Source organism: Bacillus marinisedimentorum, from assembly GCF_001644195.2.
Taxonomy (GTDB): Bacteria; Bacillota; Bacilli; order Bacillales; family Bacillaceae_O; genus Bacillus_BL; species Bacillus_BL marinisedimentorum.
In genome coordinates this window covers 47,072-66,777 of record NZ_LWBL02000040.1, presented here as the reverse complement: position 1 = coordinate 66,777, position 19,706 = coordinate 47,072, and the positions used below count along the sequence as shown (strand labels likewise).

The following is a 19,706-nucleotide window of genomic DNA, read 5'->3' as shown; positions in this document are numbered from 1 at the left end:
GAGGATTCAAACGGTCTCTCCACCCCTAGTACCCGGGATAGCGGTCCCAATCAACACCTTCGCCTTCGGATCCACCAAGTAAATCATCAGCGGCCTGAATCAAAACATCCCGTAACTCAACCTTCTCCACCCAGTCTGCCGGAATCCGGCTAAGCCCCAAATAAGCCCCGAGGATATTCCCGGTGATGGAACCCGTGCTGTCACTATCCCCGCTATGGGTGACAGCTGAGATCAGCGCACTTTTAAAATCATCCCGGTGCTTAAGCGCACAATAAACCGATATCGCCAGCGCTTCTTCACCAACCCAGCCCTCGCCAATCTGTTGGATCGCCTCTGTATCAGCAAAGTCTCTGTGTGAAAGCTCCACCGCCTTCTCCAGTTTTGCTGTGCATTCCTCGTGTTCAGGATAGTGTTGAAGCTCGGCAAGCGAATCCGCAACCGCTGTCTCAATGTCCGTTCCACCGATAAGAGATGAAATCAGAAAAGCTAGTGCACCGGCTGAAAGGTACCCGGATGGATGTCCATGCGTCAGCGCCGCAAACTCTGCTCCCCGCTTGAACGCCTCTTTTTTTTCATAAAACAGCCCGGCAGGCGCAGCCCGCATCACACCGCCGCAGCCTTTGCTGTTGTTGATCGGATCGTCCATCGAGCCCTGGGTTCTGCTGTACAGCGCAGTCAAGCATGTATTCCCCGGCGCCCGCCTTTCATGAAGTTCTTCCATCTCAAGCAGCCAGCCGTCATAGGCCCACTCATATTCCGCAACTCGCTGATGCCCCTGTGTCAGCAGCCAGCGCTGATACGCATAAAACACGATGGACGGCGGGTGGGTGATCCCTTTTAAAATGCCCCTTGTTTGAGCCCTCAGTATTCCTTCTGCCGTAAAAAGGGTCATTTGCGTATCGTCTGTAATCTCAGCTTTTCCAGATGGGGCCAGAAGCAAATCCTGAATGCCGCCAGGACCGTATTGCTGTTGAATGTTTTGCAGGGAAAGGAATTCGACAGGCCAGCCAAGGGCATCACCGATTGCGCCGCCGAGGAGGCATCCCCGGAAGGATTCCTGGTTTCTTCGTGTCATTGCATATCCACCTCGCTGAATTTCAATGTATACAGAACAGGGCCAGCCAACTCTGCTATTTAAAAAAATAAAGGAAAACCAAAAGAACGATTAAAATCGCCACTTCCCGCGACCAGACCCCTTTTTTCATCAGCACTACATAAAAAAAGAATGAATACAAAATAACCAGCAGCAAGAAAACTGCCTCTGAAAACCCGAAGAGGTATTGCAAGCCCAGTAAAATAAAAATCACCGAAATATGAAGGCCATGCTGATCATCCTTCTCCACTGTCTGCACCACCCATCATTCGCTTCCTTGCTGCAGCCGTATATACACTTCCTGTTCGATCTCTTTATAAGAAATCAAACCCTCATTAAACAACAGATCATAGCCCGATATCGCATTACCGGAACTTATTTGCTGCAATGCATCCACCAATTGCTCATGAGGGGAATCCTTTCGCCCTTTATTTCCGGACAGGTCCTTTGCACGCTGAGCATATTCCAGTGATTTTGCCGGATCAAAGAGAAGGTACAGCTCAGCCAGCATCTCGAATTCATGGGAGTATGGACCATCAGCTGACTGGATGTTCTCTTCCATTTGTTCAATCGCTTGTTTGAATTTTTTCTGTTTAATATAGGTATAAGGAAGTTCGCGGGCAGCAAACGGATGTTGAGGGGCAAGTTCAATCATTTCCCTTAGCACCTCCTCAGCTTGCTTGAATTTTTTCTGACCCCGCTCGCCGTAATACTGATTCATCAGGTCCGAAATCCGTCTTCTTCTGTCAAGGTAATTGGATTGGAAATCTTTAAGCGGCTCCCCGTGTATCATCTGAAAAGCCTCTTCAAATTCTTGCTCCCCTGCGGTTTTTAACATGTCGGTTATCACCGTTTCATCATGGGAATAGACGAGTTCCTGGACTGCGAAATAACTTTGAAGATATGTATCGATTCCTTCTTTTCTTACCCTATGAAAATCCAAATTTGACTCAAGGCGAGATAGATCCACTTCTTTATCTGCGGGATCCTCGCCTGAGATATCCCACATGGCAACAACCTCCGCAACACCTTCTATAAACCACTGCGGAATCGTACTGGTTTTCACATCATGCTTCTCCATATACTCAAACATCCGGTAATGAGCATATTCATGGATAAGCGTCTTCTCAAAACCCCATCCATTCTTAACCGTGGTGCTCAAGATATGCAGCGACTTATCGTGAGGCTCGTAAAAACCGCCGAAATCCGGATTGTTCGAGCTGGCATCCATCGCTTCCTTGCTGTTGTATATAATGATCTTAAATGCATCGGCAGTCTCGCTGCCAAACACGATATCCGCTTTTTTCCTCGCTGTCGGATAAAGATTCTTGATGTCTTCGACTGTCTTTTCATCTCCTGCCGGGTAATGAATTGATATTTCTTTATATTCGGTTGTAATGAGCGTTTCAGCATAAGCATCCGGGGATAGCTGGCTGAACACAAAGTCCGCCTTTTCCTTAACACTTGCCCCTCTCCCAATCACTTCTTCAACCAGAGAGATATTGATAACGACAACACCAGTCACGTACACCATGAAAAGAATGGATGCCGCGCCTAATCCGACAGCACCCCAGCGTCCTTTTATACGCAAAAATTTGACACGCCCCCTGATCAAGCCGGCTAAGCTGACAAGAAGCAACAGCAGCAAAATGACCATGAAACCAAGACCCGCTAACAAGCCCAATTCCCCGTCTTGTGAAAAAACCGAAACGGTAATGACACCTGCTGCCAAAAACGAAATAACAATGACGGTAAGCGATTTTAAAACGAACTTCATAGGCGCTCCTTTTAATAAAATTCCATTAACCATTCAGAAACCTGTCGGCCCTATACTGGAATTCGACAAAAAGGAATAAATTACCTTCCCCTTTCTAAACAACTTCCAAATGCAAAAGTGCCCGGCCCTTCAAACATAAGGACCCGGCACTTTTGACGAAGGAAATCAGGCAATCTCATCCGCCATTTCCTCCAGCACACTCCTGAGCCCTCTTTGCATCTCCACATCAGAAGGCAAACTGATCTTCTCGCGTTTCTCCACTTCACGTTCAACATGACGCATCATCATCGTACGGGCAAACTTTTCCCGGTCAGAACTGGCAAACATATCCTTGAGCGTGCCGCCTGACAAATCATCTTTCAAGTGATCGATAATGTTTTCCGCTTCTTGCTGAGTCAACAAGTAATCCTCTGCAATTTGAGTGAATACTTTTTCTATGATGCGCACCATTTCTTCTGCATCATCCTCAATGAATTCATTCAGGACGGCTTTTGATACCTTGCCTGCGCCGCTTCCGCCTGCAAACGAGCCAACAAGGCCGCCGACAAAGCCGCCGACTGCCGTACCGATGCCGGGAATGACCGACCCAACCGCTGCACCGGCAGCAGCTCCTCCTACCCATCCGGCTGTACCGCCTGCCACAGTAGAGGTGGTATTGGCCACGTTTTTAAACAGCTGTCCGCCCGACACCCTGCCCCTGAAAATATTGACGACATCCACGGAGGATAGGACAGCAACAGAAACTGCCCCTGTGATGGCGTTTCCCCGTAGCAATTTTGCCGCACTCTTCATCGCAGCTGCACCGTAAATATTCGTTCCGCTCCGGAAAGCATTGGCGAGCATAGCTGACGCTTTCGGGCCCATCATGCTGACAATCGCTTCCGAGCTCCCCACTAATGCACTGTTTAAGCCTGCTTTTGATAACTGGCTCGCCAAAATGGCAGTCGCAAAGGTGGTTCCGCCGACTTTCAGCCCCGAATAGGTGGCGGACTTCAGCGCAACATCGAACTCTTCGCCGTTCCAGACAGATGTCGCAAACGTTAAAGCTGTACTGAGGCCAAAGGCAGTGGTGGCAATGACCGCGCCATTCGCCGCATCATACGTGATCGACTCGACCGTTCCCGCCCTGGCGATATTCCGGGCCTGCTTATAGGTAAAATGGCCTTTGCGGACAATATTCTTCGCTTCACCAATATCCGTGACGCCCGGCACTTCACCCCGCTGAATCCGGTTTTCCATCGCTTGAACCGCGGCGTCGTATTTATCGGAAGGAACCTCTATTTTCATCGGAGAGCCATCCGCATTTATGTATTTCAGCTTCCCGTTTTGAAAACACTCTTGAATACATTTGGAACCGGTACTGCAGTACTTCGACTGAATGTTCACGCCGTCAACAATCCGGTCCGCACCAAATTTCGCATTGTCATCCCCTAAAATCGCTGCATCCTTTCCCGTTACTTTATCAAAAAGGTGGTTAGCGCGTTCCGCAGCAAAACCGTGCCCTCTCGGCGTGCTGAATTTATCCATGCCGTAAATCGTGCTCGCATTGCTGACGTTTCCGTAAATCATCCCTGCAACTGACGCACCGGATAATCCCTTCTCAACTTTAATCGCATCTTGCAGATTGGCAGATAATTGGCTGAGTGTTGCCGCCAGCCGCTTCCTTGCTTCAACTATCTCTGGCGTATTGGTCATTGTTTCAGTCCTTTTCACGTTGGTATATTACATAGACACCTTTCCAGAGTATGGGGTTTTTAGGCATCTTTTCCTATGTGCTTTTATCCTACCATGAGTTTTTATAAAATAGCAGAACCTTTTTATTAGAGTTGGAAATAATACTGCCCCTCGTCTGATAACCGCAGCCCAAGACCATTTGTATGTCGAAGATTAATCGGGTTCACTTTCAGAGGGTTCAAGAAATTGGCTCTGCGGCGGAAGAGTAGTTTTTGAGGTTGAAGTATTGCAGCAGTGGGGTTCCGGATCTTATTCTAGACAGACAGGCCTTGCTGTGAAACACCTCTGTGAAACAACAAAAAACGACAGGTGCCTGTCACCACGACATACCGTATTCATCTCCATTCTTTTGGTAAGGATGGTAATGAATCATGTCGAAAGAGATAACGTGTATAGGAAGTGGGGTGGTTTGATGGAGTTTTTGAAGGATATCGCTTTGGTGCTGGGGAGGATTGTTACGATTTTGCCTTTGCTGCTGGCGGTCACTCTGTTCATGGGAAAGCGCGCCATCGGGGAATTGCCTGTGTTTGACTTTTTGATTGTTGTGACGCTAGGTGCTGTAGTCGGGGCTGATATTGCCGATCCGGATATTCACCACATGCCTACTGCTGTTGCGGTCATCGCCATAGCCCTGCTGCAAAAAATCGTAGCCCGCTGGAAAATTTCAAACCGGAAGGCAGGCAGGCTGTTTACATTTGAACCGACAGTGGTCATTCAGGATGGGAAGTTTCTCGATCAAAACCTGAAGAATATCCGTTATTCCATTGACAACGTCCTGCAGATGCTCAGGGAAAAAAGTGTTTTTGATATCAATGATGTGGAAACAGCGGTCATCGAAGCAAATGGAGCGCTTAGTGTGCTGAAAAAACCACAAAAAAATATAGTTACGCTTGAAGATATGAATATTGTAAAATCCGAATCGCCCATTGCCTTCCCGGTCATTGTTGAAGGGAAAGTCTATTCTGGCGTCCTGGAAGACTTCAATTTGGATCAACAATGGCTGAATCAGCAATTGTCCAGTAAAGGGGTTGCCGATATCAACCAGGTTTTCTTCGCCTCTATCAATCGCAATCAAGAACTGCACCTTTCTTTAAAAAATGAGGGAGCCATCACCATTCCGCCGATCAGGCATTGACTCAAGCTATCCATACCTGATGCAATCGGCAGCTTCGTTCAATAGGAGAACCGTACCATAAACGGCTGAACCGCTTATGGTACGGTTGCAAGTTGAATTATAAAATCACCCTCTCAGCAAGACACCCGGTTATTGATAAATCTTCACATTCACATTTTTCCTTCCCCATTTAAGCGCATCGTCACGGTTCGGAATGAATACATCAATGCTGTAGTCATTGATCGCCCCGCCGATGTCGGCTGCAATCGCTGTACCGTAGCCTTCCACTTCCACTTTTGAGCCAAGCGGAACGATGGCCGGATCGACAGCGATCACTTTGGCATCCCCGCCATACTTCGCCAGATCGATGCCCATTCTCGTCGTTCCCGAGCAGCCTTCACAATCTGCGGTATAGGCTGTGCTCTCCATGCTCAATTCAATAACGTCCGTTCCAGGAGTACCGACTTTATTCCGAAGTGCTGCATGGGTTTGCGGACCGGCAATCCCATCAACAGCCAATCCATGTTTTTTCTGGAAGTTGATGACCGCATCCTTTGTGCCGCCTCCATAAATACCATCGATATTCCCGTCATAAAGGCCGGCTGCCTGCAGTGATTTCTGCAAACCGATGACAGGCTGTCCGATATCGCCGTATCGGGTCACTTTCAACTTGCCGATCGTGTCCGGTCCGGCAATGCCATCCACCTTCAATCCATTATCCCGCTGAAAACCCTGAACGGCCTCGGTTGTAACCGGGCCATAGTATCCTGTGTCTTTCGGATATGGGAAGTATCCTTTAGATAAAAGCACTTGCTGAAGCTCTTTTACATCCTCATGCCACATGCCTTCTGCCAGCATGCGGTCGCCGAGGGCCGCTTCACTCGCTGCCGGAAAAGCAATACCCACTCCCGCTGCAAGTAATGCTGCAATAAATAATTTCTTTACGATGTTAGTCAACGTCGTTCCTCCTCTTGTCTGGTTGCTGTTCATAGCTCTTCGAACAGAACTGGAGGAACTTTGTCGTTTTAACAGGAAATGGAGACTATTATGCCGGTATTGTCCCAATTTTTGGTTATGAACTATTCTGTAAGAATGATGTAATATTTCGAATCCATCACTTATACCGCAACTGATCGGACATGCCTTTATTCCTACCGCCAATTCTGCCAGCTTCCCCCTTCCCGGGCCGGAATGAAAGAAAAAGCAACCGTCCGGGAACCACCTTCGTTCATTACAAAATGATTACTTAAAAGAAATATATGGAAAAGGGCAGGATTCCAAGTCCCCATGGCGAATTGTCAAGAATGCGAACAAATGTTACGCTATTAATAGATATCATGGCAAAGCCTTAATCGTTCGGGCAGCAGCATATCAAAGAAGGATGAGATAAGTGGCCATTACAAATGAAGAGAAGGCATTGGGCAGCTTTACCGGCAGGCTGTTAAGGGAGCATTTCGGCAAAGGGCCGGGCGGCGTCTATGCCACGATCGCTCCACCCTATATAACGGTATATATCAAAGACTTTCTGGCACCGATGGAACACAAATTGCTGGATAACGAACAAAGCAAATATGTGCAAAAAATTCGTGATATGCTGATGCCCACCCTTGAAGAAGAAGTGAGAGCATACATCAGTGTACATTTATCCATGGAAATGCAGGAGTTTTATTATGACTGGAATCTGAACAGTCATTCCGGCATACTTGTCGGAATCACGGATACAGACCATGATCACACCGCCTGTTCATATTCCGGCCAGAAAGAAATCCACAGTGAAATCATTGAAATAAGCCAGAACATCCAAAAGGCTCCGGATGAGATTTTCTCCTGCATGCCCAATCCGCGGACACTTCTGGTTACACGGCACCAAATCTTGATCGCCGTTGAAAAAGAATTGATACAGCAGGGGTTCGCTGAGCAACTGACCATCGCCAAACGGAACCTGGAAAAACGGCGATTATCAGAACATAATGACAAACTGCAAGCTTATCTAAGTGCAGATATTGAAGAAGCCTTTGTCTCATGGAATTATCCGGAGGACAAAAGTGTACAGGTATTTATCATAAAACCGCATAAATGACGGCAGCAATGAGCCAGGCAATAGAACTGGACATAAGCCAAAAAGAAGGGGAAGCACCCTTCTTTTTGGCTTTTTTAATTTTTGCCGGCAGGCTATAGAAATTTGTTTTACAAGGGGAACGAAACCATGGACAAATCTGTCATCATTCACATACGTAAAGAAGAAGATATTGTGGCAGCACGGAAGATCGGCAGAGAATTATCACAAACGCTTAACTTTCAAAGGATCAATCAAACAAGAGTCATGACCGCAGCTTCGGAATTGGCGAGAAACATATTCAGGTATGCCCAGGAAGGCCAAATCGAATTTGAAACAATCGAAGACCATCGAAAAAGAGCGATCAAAATTACAGCACAGGATAACGGACCCGGCATCAAGGATATCCAGAAAGCCCTAAAAAAAGGATATTCCACTTCCGGCGGCCTCGGTGCCGGCATTCCGGGCGTGAAAAATATGATGGATGAATTTGCAATAGACTCGTCGCCTGAAATAGGCACAATCGTCACAGCTGTAAAATGGCAGACATAAATTAAGGGCGGCTTTGGCAAAGTTCACATTTGAGGAAGTGTGGCATCATGAACCCAATTCAACTTGATGTCACTCCTCATACCCTTTATTAACCTTCTCAACATCGTACACAACCCACACATGCCCTCTTTCATCAACCAGGACGGAATCTTTCTCCAAGTTGATCTCTGGTACTTTCAAATAGTCCAAACAATATAGGAGATGCGCACGCTGGTCATTGAAAAGGCCTTCCCATTCAATCGTTAATTGATCCAGCTGTTCACGCCTGAAGCCCATCTCCGACGTTAAATTACGAATCGCTTGAGCGTCCTTCCCACCCAAACAGCCTAAATAAGTCCCATGTTTTTCAGCAAGTTCATCATTGCGGCCATAATCTTGTGCTGCAAGTTTCGGATAGCTTTTTCTTGAAAAGAAGTCAATGACATTGGCGTATTTCAAGTTCTTCCCTCCATTTGCAAAATGATATTCCTTTACGCTGTACCATACTTACGCCATATGTCTTTTTCTACAGATAAAGAAAATAAGCGCCAAACCATCACCATACACTGTGAAGGCCTGCCGCCTTTTCCAGATTGCTTTTCGTCTCCCGCTTGTAAAGCAGGACCTTCTTCTACAGCCCCTATTTGGATGTGGAAGCCCTACCCTCCTCCTGCTTGAGCAAGGCGGCACACGTCTCCGCTACCTCGTCAACAATCCCCTCCCACCTCTCCGCCGCCACATCACTCAGCCCCATGTGAAACCGCACTTCGCCGGGTTCCACTCCAATAAGAAAGCCTTTGATTGTTTCACGCTGCTGATGCAGCATCTGGAACAGGTGAAGATTGTGTGGAGAAATGCCGAGCGGCTGGCTCTCGTGCAGGCCGGATAGCGGCAAGACCGAAACTTCGCCGGGTCGTTTGCCGGCATATATGGCATCGAGAATCAAGACGAAGTCGGCAGCTTCGATCTGTTCAAAGGCATAGTCGATATCGGATTCACCTATTTCAAAACGAATGTTCGATTCGCCGAACCGCTTCTCCAGTTCTTCAACAAGATAGATGCCGATGCCGTCATCCATCATGAGTTGATTACCAATTCCAAGTACAAGGACGTCTCCCATTTATAACACCTTTATCGTTTTGACTTGTTTGCCCGGGCTGTAAATGTGGGTGGCACAGGACATGCATGGATCGAAGGAGCGGAGGATCCGGCCGATTTCCGCCGGTTTGTCCGGATTCTCAATCGGTGTTCCCATTAAAGCCTGTTCAGCGACGCCCCTGAAGCCTTTGTCATCCCGAGGGGAAAAATCCCAAGTCGACGGCGTGATGATCTGGTAAAAGGACAGTTTTTTGTCCTCGATTTTCAGCCAGTGGCCTAGCGCTCCCCGGGTTGTATCGACGAGCCCCCTTCCTGCTGCGGATTGAGGCAGGCTGTATTTTTTCTGGACGTCCACACCAGGGATAACTTGCTCAAGCAGGGTACGCATGATTTCGGCGATTTTTTTTGCTTCAAGGGCGCGTGCGATTGTCCGATCCATCGCAGAAATGCCGCCATCATAAGCATCGCTCAAGATCAGTCTTGCGAGCGGCCCTACTTCAAATGGAAGGCCGCGGTACCGCGGTGCTTTTACCCATGAATAAGCCTTTGGCTTATCCTGGTCAGGCTTCGCCGTTTCCTTATCCGGCTTGTACGTGCTATTGGTTGAGGTATACCAGGAATAGTCGATTTTCTCTTCAATGTTTTGTTCATCGAATGGTTCGATTGTTTTCATTGTCGAGACAAGCGGGTCGACATAAAGCGTCGGCAGGTCATCGTAATGGTTGAACGCCCCGTATGTCAGCAAGTTGCCATACCCGCCTCCGAACCGGTAGTACTCAGGATAGTACCGGCCGATTTCGTAGGCGTCGGGAATCATTTTTTCATTAATGAAAACAGTGATTTTTTGTAAAAGGGAATCAATGTGGACGACTTTTTCTGCAGTCGCCTGAGTGGTGATGCCTCCAATGAAAACACCGTGATTGTGAGGTGCCTTTCCGCCAAGCACTGCCAGCATCTCGTGCGCCGATCGGCTGACCGCAAGCGACTCGAAATAATGTTTTGCGATGCGGGCATTGACCGCTTTCGGAAGCCTGAAGTCGTCATGGTCGGATTGCAAAAGAACATTCCCTTCGATTTTCACAAAATCCGGGACAGTGTATTGATAAAAATGGCGGATGTGATTTTGTAAAAACTCACAGCAATGGATAATGTCGCGCAAGTATCTGCCCTGTTCAGGCGGTGTGATGCCGAGCGCATCTTCAAGCGCCAATGAGGACGCCATAGAGTGGGCGGACGAACAGATGCCGCAAATTCGCTGGGTAAAATAGACGGCATCGAATGGGCTTCTGCCGACGAGCATCTGTTCAAAGCCGCGGAACAGGTTACCTTTCGTTTTTGCTTCAACAACGCGGTTTTGCTCGACAGTGACATCGATTTCCATGAATCCGCTGATGCGTGTCAGCGGATTGATGACAATGCGTTTACTCATCCTCCACCACCCTTGTCGTGTCATAACTGATGAACGGCGCCATCGCATCCGGGAACCCGAACTGGGCACAGCCGATACAAGGCGTATCGTCACCGATCGGCCAGTTAACGTGGCCGTTCCACTGCCGAGTCGGACAATCGATCCGTGTGACCGGCCCGCGGCATCCCAGCTTAAACAGGCACGTTTTATCACCCAGCTTTTCCGCAAAAATGCCACGGTCGAAAAACGGCCGTCTCGGACAGCGGTCGTGGATGAGTGTACTGTAAAACATGAGAGGGCGTCCGAGATTGTCGGTCTCCGGCTCTCCGTACAGCAGCAAGTGGGCGAGTGTGCCAAGAAACCAATCCGGGTGCACCGGGCAGCCGGGCAGTTTGATCATCGGCTTATCAGGCAGGACTTGCTGAAGTCCGACCGACTCGGACGGATTCGGTTTTGCCGCTGAAACGCCTCCATGTGTGGCGCAGGCGCCGACGGCAAGTATGTGTTTTGCTTTTTCCCCGAACATTCTCGCGGCCTGAAGCCCGGTAAAAGGCTTGCCGTCAAGGCTGCCGATTACGTTATACAGGCCGTTGTTTTTCAAGGCAACCGCCCCTTCGACGGCCAGTATAAAATCTTCATCGAGTGATTCAAGCAGTTGTTTAATAGCCTGTTCTCCTTCAGCCGCCATCAGACTGTTACTGTAACGGAGGTTGACCATCAAATTCAGCGTATAAGCAAAATCGGGATTTCTTCCATTCAACAGGGAAATGATGTTGCCGGAGCAGCCATTCAGTTCCAAATAAACGAGATTCTGTTTCTTGATGAGCCCATCATCAAGCCGATTTACCGCCGTATTTTTCAGCCGTTCAGCGATCGCTTCGTTCGTCAGCGGCTCAGGCGGCAGCACCTTCTTTTCCATCACACCAGCCTCCCCACAATTGGCAATGTCGCCAAAATTGATTGTTGCCCAGCATGGCACGAAGCGAATTCTTTCGTGTAATCTTTACCTGCTGTCAGGGCAAAGTGGGTCGCAGCCGCCCATGCCCTGTTGTTCGTCACATCATAAACCGTTCCATTAACGGCGACATAAGCAGGCCGGCCGTTTTTGCCGTCAAACGTCGCCAATTCGGCAGCGGAGAATGTTCGCTGCGGCTGCTGGGGCGGGGATTGACCGGGGAGCGGCGTAATTGGCGGGATTTGTGGTGAATCTGCCGCCGGCTGGATTGGCTGCGGCTGAGGAGCTTGCTGCTGTGGGAGCGGTGCCGTCTGCGCTTTGTCGGCGAGCAGCTCGCTCAAAAAGTGAATGGTGGACAGCGCATCCCACAGCCGCTGCAGAAGCTGCCGCTTCGTTGCTTCATCACTAACGGATGAAAGTGTATAAATATCATGGCGGGCCTGGCTGACAAGATGATTCAGCTGCAATCTGAGCAACTGTACATTTCGCATGGGGTCCTCCTCGTGATGTAAGTATCATTTCATCTTATGCAAAGGCCGGGAGAACCATTCGAAAAGCATACAGAGACACCTGACTGCATCACCGGAACGGGACAGCCGCCCGGCCATTCAGCAAATCCGCGGCAGAAGCATGCCGGCCAGGCGCTGGAGGCGCCGGGTCGTGCCGATTGGTGTTTTCAGCAGCAATTTACCGGTGTTTGGATCCCCGCTTGATGTGACGCGGCCGATCATGCAAGCGTTCTTCCCCCTTTCATGTTGCCGGATTTTCTCCAGTATACGATCGCAATCTTTTTCATCTGCGATAAGTACGACCTTCCCTTCGTTTGCGAGGTACAGGGGATCGAACCCAAGAAGGTCGCATGCTCCCCGGACATCGTTCCGGATCGGCACGGTTGACTCATCAAGCTCAACGGTCATCCTGAAGTCTTCGCACAACTCGGTTAGCGCTGTCGCCAGCCCGCCCCGCGTTGGATCGCGCATCAGCCGGATGCCGTCCGTTTCCTTCATCAGTTCCTGAATGAGATGGTTCAAGGAAGCACAATCACTTTCCACTGCCATCATCAGCCCAAGCTCCTGTCGTGCTCCGAGAATGGCAATACCGTGATCTCCGATGGTCCCGCTTGCAATGACCACATCGCCTTCCTTGATTGCATCCGGATGGATTCGCCGCTGTTGAGGAAAGCAGCCAATTCCGGACGTGTTGATGAACAACCCGTCAGCACCGCCTTTTTCCACGACCTTTGTATCACCGGCGATGATGGATACACCTGCTGCTTGCGCTTCTTCTGCCATATCAGCAGTAATTCTTTTCAAATCTGCGAGAGGGAATCCTTCTTCAATGATGAAACCTGCCGTCAGGAACTTCGGCACGGCACCTGAGACAGCAAGGTCGTTCACAGTGCCTGTAACCGCCAGTTTGCCGATGCTCCCCCCCGGAAAAAACAGCGGCCTGATGACATAACTGTCCGTTGTGACAGCAACCCGCCCCAAATCCCCGTGCAGGCTGGCGGCATCAAATCGCGTTTGTCCGCCGTGCCCGAATGCCGGGGCGAACACATCCTCAATCAGCCGGTGTGTAAGCTCCCCGCCTTCGCCGTGTGCAAGACTGATCCGCTCGGCCACTGTTATTCCTCCCTCATATATTGATAGTGGGCAGCACATGTCCCTTCCGTCGATACCATGCACGGACCGGCCGGATTTGCCGGTGTGCACCCTTTATTGAACAGCGCACATTCTTCAGGAGTGATCAAACCGCGGATGATTTCACCGCACCGGCATGGCGACTTCCCCGGTTTCTTCACCGATACCGCAAACTTTTTTCTCGCATCAAACCGGGCATACCGGTCTTTCAGCACATAACCGCTGTCCGGGATTTCCCCCATTCCCCGCCAGGCCTCGGCGTGCGGTTCAAAGTATTTATCCATATATTTGCGGGCAATAATGTTCCCGCCTTCCGTCACGACGGCAGGATAATCATTCAGGATGCCAGCCTTTTTTTCCAGGACTTGCTCCAGCAGCTTATATATGCCGCTTAGAAGCTGGACTGGCTCAAATCCGGAAATGACGCCCGGCATCCTGTACTCGTCCGCTAAAAACCGGTAGCTCCTTTCTCCAGATACAACAGAAACATGCCCCGGCAGCAAGAACCCATCGAGCTTCATTTCACCTGAATCGAGAAGGGCCCGCATCACAGGCTCCACCCGCTTCGTCGCCATCCAGACCGAAAAATTATTCAGCAGTTTGGTGTTCGCGGCATCAACAGCGAGTGCAAGAATCGGGATTGTCGTTTCAAAGCCGATACCGAGAAAGATGACTTCCTTGCCGGGATTGTCTTCGGCGAGCTTCACACTTTCAAGCGGCGAGTAAACGACCCGGATATCCCCGCCATTCGTTTTCGCCTTCATCAGCGTTGATTTCGAACCGGGCACCCGCATCATATCGCCGAACGTGCAAAGAATTCTGTCAGGGCCTTCGGCCAGCTGGATCATGCCATCAATTGATTTCTGGTCCGTTACACAGACCGGGCACCCCGGCCCGGCAATCAAGCGGACATCCTCATGCAGCCTTGCTTTGATGCCCGATTTGGCGAACGCCATCGTATGGGAACCGCACACTTCCATAAAAACCGGAATTCTGCCGAGTTCGGCTTTCACCTTCCCGGCCAGTTCGATAACGGCTTCAGCCGATCTTCTCATCAAGACAGGGTCAGATAACGAGTCCTTACTTGCCATCAAGCACTTCCCTCCACTCCTTGATACTTTCATTCGCAAAGCGCTCATCGACAATGGTCATTGCCTGTCCGGCATGAAGCAGAACATAATCACCGACCCGAACATCCGGGACAAACACGATCCCTGCCATCATCCTGGAGCCCATCACATCGACAAGCGCCTGCCCTTTCTCCACTTCCATAACTTTCGCGGGCACACCGAGGCACATAACGGTCACATCCTTCCATTATCGGTGCCTGACCCCCGGCGCTTTAACGCGCCGGAGGTCAGGCACCACCTTTCTTCACACTGGCAATAATAAGCTGGCCAAGAGATAAACCCCCATCATGGCAAGGCACGTTTTGATGGGTAAAGGCGCCAAAGCCTTCCTGTCCGAGGCGCCTGTGTACCTCCCTGGCAAGATAGGCGTTTTGAAAAGATCCGCCTGACAGGACGATGGTCCGATTCAGACCGGGGCGCTGATTCATCAGTGCCCGTACAACATCGATACAGCTTGCAACAATCGTCTCGTGGAACTTACGGATGATTGTTGAGGACGGCACTCCGCCCAGGTGATCGGCGATAATTTGGCGGATCATCGGTGAGAGATCGAGCTGGACAGGACTTCCCCTTTCCGTTCCCAGGCGGAATGGATACACCGCCGCTTCTTGCCTTTCTGGTTCAGCCCCATTCATGAAATCCGACAATTTTACCGCAGCTTCCCCTTCGTATGTTGACACCTTGCAAACACCAAGCAGGGCGCTTACAGCATCAAACAGGCGGCCGGCTGTTCCTGCCATCGGCGAGTTCAGTCCTGTTTTGATCATCTGCTGCAGAGTACGGATTTGTGCCTTCTTTTCAGGGAAAAGCGCATTTGCCCACTCCTCCCCCTCCTCTGGCCAAAAATGAAGCAGCATCCCGACCGCCGCCCGCCACGGTTCCTTCACCGCTGTTTCCCCTCCCGGCAGAGGTGCAGGGCGCAAACAGGCCAGCCGCTCGAATCCACCCGCATCACCATACAGGAACTCAAACCCCCAAATCGTGCCGTCTTCTCCATATCCCGTTCCATCCAAAATGATTCCCAGGCAGGGCTCTTCAAGTCCGTTATCTGCCATGCATGACACATGATGGGCATGATGATGCTGTACAGGAATTATGTTGGCGCCCATCCTTTCAGCAATTGCAGTTGTCGCATAAAGCGGGTGCTTATCAATTGCGACATGAACCTCCCGGACATCCAGCCACTTTTTATAATGAGCAAGCTGCTCCTCAAACGAGCGGATCATTTCTTCGTTCTCGAGATCGCCGATATGCGGGCTCATGAATATGTGATGCTCCCTGCCGATTGAAAATGTGTTTTTTTGATTTCCCCCGAGAGCGATCATGTTGTCAACATCAGCTTTCGTTTTGAGCGGTTCAGGGGTGAATCCTCTGGCCCGCCGCAACATCATGAGATCTTTCCTGTCACTTTGGACAACCGAATCATCGATGGGCAGATGGATCTCGCGGTCATGCGTCAGCACATAGTTGCACAGGCCCCCCAGCACATCCGAAATGCCGTCCCTGTAATGGATCGGCATGCCGGAGAGATTGGCGCTCGTCATAACCAGGCAGTCAAGGCCGCTCTTTTCGAACAGGAGATGGTGCAGCGGTGTATATGGCAGCATGACACCAATCGTTGATAATCCCGGTGAAATTGCGTCCGGCAATGGGCATTCTCTCTTTTTCCGTAACACTGCTATCGGCATTTCCGGCCCGGTCAGAAACCTTTTTTCTTCTTCTGAAAACTGGCAAAACGCAGCGGCCGCATCCAGTGATTTCACCATGACAGCAAGCGGCCGCTGCGGCCGTTTTTTGAGCAGCCGAAGTTGCTCGACAGCCTGCTTTTGACGGGCATCACAGGCCAAATGATAGCCCCCGACTCCCTTGATGGCGATGATGAACCCCTGTTTCAGGAAATCACCTGTTTGTGCAAGTGCCGTACTGTTTTCCGCCAGGTTTTCCCCGTTCCGATCCAGAAGCTTGACTGTCGGCCCGCACTTCGGGCAGCAGGTTGGCTGTGCATGATGGCGCCTGTCGGCCGGGTCTTCGTACTCCTCCCGGCATTCGGGACACATCGTAAACTCCCGCATCGTTGTGTATGAGCGGTCATAAGGAAGTTTTTCAATTATCGTGTAGCGGGGACCGCATTGGGTACAGTTAATGAATGGATAGCCGAACCGCCGGTCAGCCGGATCATTCATTTCCCGCAAACAATCACGGCAAACGGCCGCATCAGCCGGGACCATAGGTACAGCATCGCCTTCATGCAGGCTTGGAATAATCGCAAATCCCCTACTGCCGGACGGTGGGATGTGTGTGATCTTCACCTCATCAATTTTAGCCAGTACAGGCGGCGATGCCTCAAGCTCTTTTACCATCGAATCAAGCCGATCCTCATCCCCTTCAACCGTAATCGTGACACAGCCCAGGTTATTCTGGACCGTGCCGTCCAGCCCATACTTTTTTGATAGCGAATAAATGAACGGGCGGAACCCGACCCCCTGCACCTTCCCTTTTACAACAATGCTCAGGGCTTTACGCATTGGCGGTGCGCTTCCCGAATCCAGCCGATCCACTCATCCATCCCCTCACCCGTCCGGGCGGACAGCGTATGGAATCGGGCTTGTGGATTGATTGCCCTCAGGTCCTGTTCAGCAGTTTCGAGATCAAATGGAACATACCGGAGAAGATCGATTTTATTGATGATCGTCATATCGGTCCTCCTGAACATGACTGGATACTTGGGGATTTTATCGTTTCCTTCCGGGACGCTGAGCACAACCACTTTATATTGCTGGCCGAGATCATAACCGGACGGGCAGACAAGGTTGCCGATATTTTCAATAAAAAGGACATCGATCTCATCAAGGTCGAATTCCGGCAGCGTTTTCGCGACCATCCGGGCATCAAGGTGACAGCCGCCTACCGTATTAATTTGTACTGTCTTCACGCCGAGTGAACGCAGCCTCTCCGCATCCCGGTCGGTCGCCAGATCCCCTTCGATGACACCGATCGTGAATTCATCCGCCAGCCGTTTCACCGTCTCCTCAAGCAGCGTCGTCTTTCCTGCCCCAGGAGAACTCATTACATTGATGACAAGCGTATGGTTATCAAGAAACGACTCCCTGTTGAAGCAGGCAGCCGCATTCAAATCCTTCAGCACATCTTCACGCAATTCAACTTTCATCTTCATCACTTCCTTCATAAGATTCCACCCGGAATGTCTCCCCTGCGAGAAGGAAACAATCGGTATACCCGCACACCGGACAAAGGGCGATCCTGTAATCCGGTTCGAATTCGTGCATGCATGCCTGGCATTTTGCCGCTGCCGGCTCCCGGATCATTTTTAATTCCGACTCTTGAGCAAGAAGGCCCCGGCCTTCTTTCCGGAAGTGAAAAAAGGCGAGTTCAAGAGCATCCGCGAGCACATTGGATAGATCCCCGATCACCACCTCAATCCGATCGACTCTTGCAAATCCCCTTGCTTCCGCATCCTCTGAAACAAGCTGTACAATTTCCGACATCAATGACATCTCATGCATGTCCCAACACCTTTCATCGGACTCTGTCATCATGATGTGTATGCGCCAATGATATTGAAAAGAACCCCGTAAACGCAGCTGACCCCCGGCGCTTTAACGCACCGGGGGTCAGGCACCCAAATAAAAAGACGGTCTTCCGCTCCCATACGAAAGCAGAAGAACCGCCCCTGTCTTAATACAGCTTTTGGCCGACACTCACACTATCAGCAACCGTACTCCTTTGAATGAGCGTATAAGCCGCATTGGTGATAGCCTGTGCAAGTGTTTCACCGTTATCCCTGACATCATTGAAAGAAACCTCTGAAACACCGTTTGTTGAAAACCGGTAGCCGACCTCTTTAAGCTTCTCCACAACAAGCATGGCATGATCAAGATTTTTTTCAGGCTGGAAGTCTGCCGTGTAAATGAATTCCCCCTGTTCATAATCGAACCAGCGGTCCCACCTGTTCAATTTCCAGCCCAATATTCTGCGTGCGATCGATTCTGTTTTCGTCATCCAATTCTTTCCCCTTTCTTTTTTTCAGTTAATTACCGTTCGTTATGTTATATAACAATATACTAATTTATTGATTATTATATAACAGTATTAGTGCGTTTTCCATCTTTAATTGAAATTTTTTTCTTAAAAAGCTCTGCTAAATGCGGCCGTTGATATTTCGCTGCAGGTGCTCGCTGTCACCAGAGCTATGTGGGCCCTGCACCCCAGCGCTATGTCCTCGAAGCTGATCTAGCCGATAAAAAAACAAAAAAAGCCCCTTTTGCGTTGTTTGCAAAAGGAGCTTTTTAACGAATAATAATCCATTCGGTTTTTATACTCTAAGCCTTACAGGAGCTGCATCGTTGTAATGCAAGTCATGTCATCTTCAAAAGTCGAAATCTCAGATTCAACTGTTTTACCTGCGTGCGAAATTTTCGTCTTATACGTTTTATCCCGCGGCAGCCACAGGTCGATAAATCCGTTCGATTGTGATTTCATTGTTTCGTTCACAACTACGTTACCTTCTGTGTCTTCAATGTATACGTCAAACTCTTCATCCGCCAGTTCCCCTTGACAACCTGTCAAGCTATGGAATGTTCATGGATGGGTCTGACTTTCATACGGTGCGATTGAGACAAAGAATTCTTCTGCAGGCAAATCATACGCTGTCTGGCTTCCGTCACTGTCCTTCACAATGAGCTCAGTGGCTGTGATGGAGGCCGACTGGTTGTCCAGGTCAGCGGCACTGTACTCACTCACCAATTCCTTCACGTTTACATCTCCGCTTTCTTGAGGCGCCTTGCTTTCATCATTCCCACACCCAGCCAGCAGAAGAGAAATGAAACCGACAGCCGCAATAACTTTAATTTTCATATGCATTCACCACCTTGTTTCTTTCATATATAATTTCATTTTACATATATGTATGGTGAATACAATTAAAATTATAGTCGATTTGTTGACAAAAATATCCTATAAAAAAATGCAAGGCGTCCGCTTATCAGCATACGCATAAGCGCGGTTATCAGCAGTGATGCGGTTTTCCCTCCTGGAGTAGAGCAGCCGACCCACAACCCAATACGGTGCCAGACCAGTACAGCCTGAATAAACCGGGCATAGAAATTTGCACGTTCTTCCACCGTTTCAAGCAAGCTGACGGCCAAAACCG

General features: G+C 49.7%; 21 protein-coding genes. 3 read left to right on the top strand and 18 right to left on the bottom strand.

Annotated elements, in window-relative coordinates:
• Positions 1-25: 25 nt before the first annotated feature.
• The 4 genes from A4U59_RS11790 to A4U59_RS11775 all read right to left on the bottom strand — a co-directional run bounded on the left by A4U59_RS11790 (position 26) and on the right by A4U59_RS11775 (position 4,583).
• Positions 26-1,075: an ADP-ribosylglycohydrolase family protein gene (locus A4U59_RS11790; protein WP_066173740.1), complete on the bottom strand. Its 1,050-nt coding sequence runs from the start codon at positions 1,073-1,075 to the stop codon at positions 26-28.
• Between the two features lie 55 nt (positions 1,076-1,130).
• On the bottom strand, positions 1,131-1,343 hold the full coding sequence (locus A4U59_RS11785; protein ID WP_157888173.1) for a hypothetical protein: 213 nt from the start codon (positions 1,341-1,343) through the stop codon (positions 1,131-1,133).
• A gap of 15 nt (positions 1,344-1,358) precedes the next feature.
• The gene (locus A4U59_RS11780; RefSeq protein WP_066173734.1) at positions 1,359-2,870 is read right to left on the bottom strand and encodes a tetratricopeptide repeat protein; all 1,512 of its coding nucleotides are present in this window, start codon (positions 2,868-2,870) and stop codon (positions 1,359-1,361) included.
• 165 nt (positions 2,871-3,035) lie between these two features.
• Positions 3,036-4,583 (bottom strand): hypothetical protein, encoded by a 1,548-nt coding sequence (locus A4U59_RS11775; protein WP_211274930.1) that lies wholly within the window; start codon positions 4,581-4,583, stop codon positions 3,036-3,038.
• A 430-nt stretch (positions 4,584-5,013) separates the two neighbouring features.
• Here A4U59_RS11775 and A4U59_RS11770 point away from each other — a divergent pair, with 430 nt between their 5' ends.
• Positions 5,014-5,739 carry a DUF421 domain-containing protein gene (locus A4U59_RS11770; RefSeq protein ID WP_106406329.1) on the top strand — a complete coding sequence of 242 codons (726 nt, stop codon included), beginning with the start codon at positions 5,014-5,016 and terminating at the stop codon, positions 5,737-5,739.
• 129 nt (positions 5,740-5,868) lie between these two features.
• Here A4U59_RS11770 and A4U59_RS11765 read toward each other — a convergent pair whose 3' ends face one another.
• Entirely contained in the window at positions 5,869-6,675 is an 807-nt protein-coding gene (locus A4U59_RS11765) for a peptidoglycan-binding protein (RefSeq protein ID WP_245680544.1), read from the bottom strand.
• A 433-nt stretch (positions 6,676-7,108) separates the two neighbouring features.
• On the opposite strand from A4U59_RS11765, the gene A4U59_RS11760 reads away from it, so the two are divergent.
• The gene (locus A4U59_RS11760; RefSeq protein ID WP_066173725.1) at positions 7,109-7,798 is read left to right on the top strand and encodes a Na-translocating system protein MpsC family protein; all 690 of its coding nucleotides are present in this window, start codon (positions 7,109-7,111) and stop codon (positions 7,796-7,798) included.
• 126 nt (positions 7,799-7,924) lie between these two features.
• Complete coding sequence (locus A4U59_RS11755; protein WP_066173724.1) at positions 7,925-8,326, top strand: anti-sigma regulatory factor; 402 nt, start codon at positions 7,925-7,927, stop codon at positions 8,324-8,326.
• Positions 8,327-8,395: 69 nt separating this feature from the next.
• Here A4U59_RS11755 and A4U59_RS11750 read toward each other — a convergent pair whose 3' ends face one another.
• The 13 genes from A4U59_RS11750 to A4U59_RS22010 form a co-directional block, all read right to left on the bottom strand.
• Positions 8,396-8,764: a hypothetical protein gene (locus A4U59_RS11750; protein ID WP_066173722.1), complete on the bottom strand. Its 369-nt coding sequence runs from the start codon at positions 8,762-8,764 to the stop codon at positions 8,396-8,398.
• A 181-nt stretch (positions 8,765-8,945) separates the two neighbouring features.
• Positions 8,946-9,425, bottom strand: a complete 480-nt coding sequence (locus A4U59_RS11745) for a hydrogenase maturation protease (protein WP_066173720.1) — start codon at positions 9,423-9,425, stop codon at positions 8,946-8,948.
• Positions 9,426-10,832: a nickel-dependent hydrogenase large subunit gene (locus A4U59_RS11740; RefSeq protein WP_066173717.1), complete on the bottom strand. Its 1,407-nt coding sequence runs from the start codon at positions 10,830-10,832 to the stop codon at positions 9,426-9,428.
• Positions 10,825-11,730 (bottom strand): hydrogenase small subunit, encoded by a 906-nt coding sequence (locus tag A4U59_RS11735; RefSeq protein ID WP_066173714.1) that lies wholly within the window; start codon positions 11,728-11,730, stop codon positions 10,825-10,827. Before A4U59_RS11735 ends, A4U59_RS11740 begins: the two co-directional genes overlap by 8 nt.
• Complete coding sequence (locus tag A4U59_RS11730; RefSeq protein WP_066173711.1) at positions 11,730-12,257, bottom strand: cytochrome b5 domain-containing protein; 528 nt, start codon at positions 12,255-12,257, stop codon at positions 11,730-11,732. Before A4U59_RS11730 ends, A4U59_RS11735 begins: the two co-directional genes overlap by 1 nt.
• Before the next feature lie 117 nt (positions 12,258-12,374).
• Positions 12,375-13,388, bottom strand: coding sequence for a hydrogenase expression/formation protein HypE (gene hypE / locus A4U59_RS11725; protein ID WP_245680543.1), 1,014 nt, complete (start codon positions 13,386-13,388; stop codon positions 12,375-12,377).
• Positions 13,389-13,390: 2 nt separating this feature from the next.
• Complete coding sequence (gene hypD, locus A4U59_RS11720) at positions 13,391-14,497, bottom strand: hydrogenase formation protein HypD (RefSeq protein WP_066173708.1); 1,107 nt, start codon at positions 14,495-14,497, stop codon at positions 13,391-13,393.
• Entirely contained in the window at positions 14,487-14,705 is a 219-nt protein-coding gene (locus A4U59_RS11715) for a HypC/HybG/HupF family hydrogenase formation chaperone (protein WP_066173705.1), read from the bottom strand. Before A4U59_RS11715 ends, hypD begins: the two co-directional genes overlap by 11 nt.
• A gap of 58 nt (positions 14,706-14,763) precedes the next feature.
• A complete protein-coding gene (gene hypF, locus A4U59_RS11710) occupies positions 14,764-17,094 on the bottom strand; it encodes a carbamoyltransferase HypF (protein WP_342670196.1) in 2,331 nt (776 codons plus the stop codon).
• Positions 17,046-17,705 carry a hydrogenase nickel incorporation protein HypB gene (gene hypB, locus A4U59_RS11705; protein WP_066173697.1) on the bottom strand — a complete coding sequence of 220 codons (660 nt, stop codon included), beginning with the start codon at positions 17,703-17,705 and terminating at the stop codon, positions 17,046-17,048. The genes hypF and hypB overlap by 49 nt, the downstream gene beginning before the upstream one ends.
• Positions 17,695-18,060: a hydrogenase maturation nickel metallochaperone HypA/HybF gene (locus A4U59_RS11700; RefSeq protein WP_066173694.1), complete on the bottom strand. Its 366-nt coding sequence runs from the start codon at positions 18,058-18,060 to the stop codon at positions 17,695-17,697. The genes hypB and A4U59_RS11700 overlap by 11 nt, the downstream gene beginning before the upstream one ends.
• A 172-nt stretch (positions 18,061-18,232) precedes the next feature.
• Entirely contained in the window at positions 18,233-18,556 is a 324-nt protein-coding gene (locus A4U59_RS11695; RefSeq protein WP_066173691.1) for a BC1872 family protein, read from the bottom strand.
• Between the two features lie 327 nt (positions 18,557-18,883).
• A complete protein-coding gene (locus A4U59_RS22010) occupies positions 18,884-19,411 on the bottom strand; it encodes a CueP family metal-binding protein (RefSeq protein ID WP_211274927.1) in 528 nt (175 codons plus the stop codon).
• Positions 19,412-19,706 lie beyond the last annotated feature (295 nt).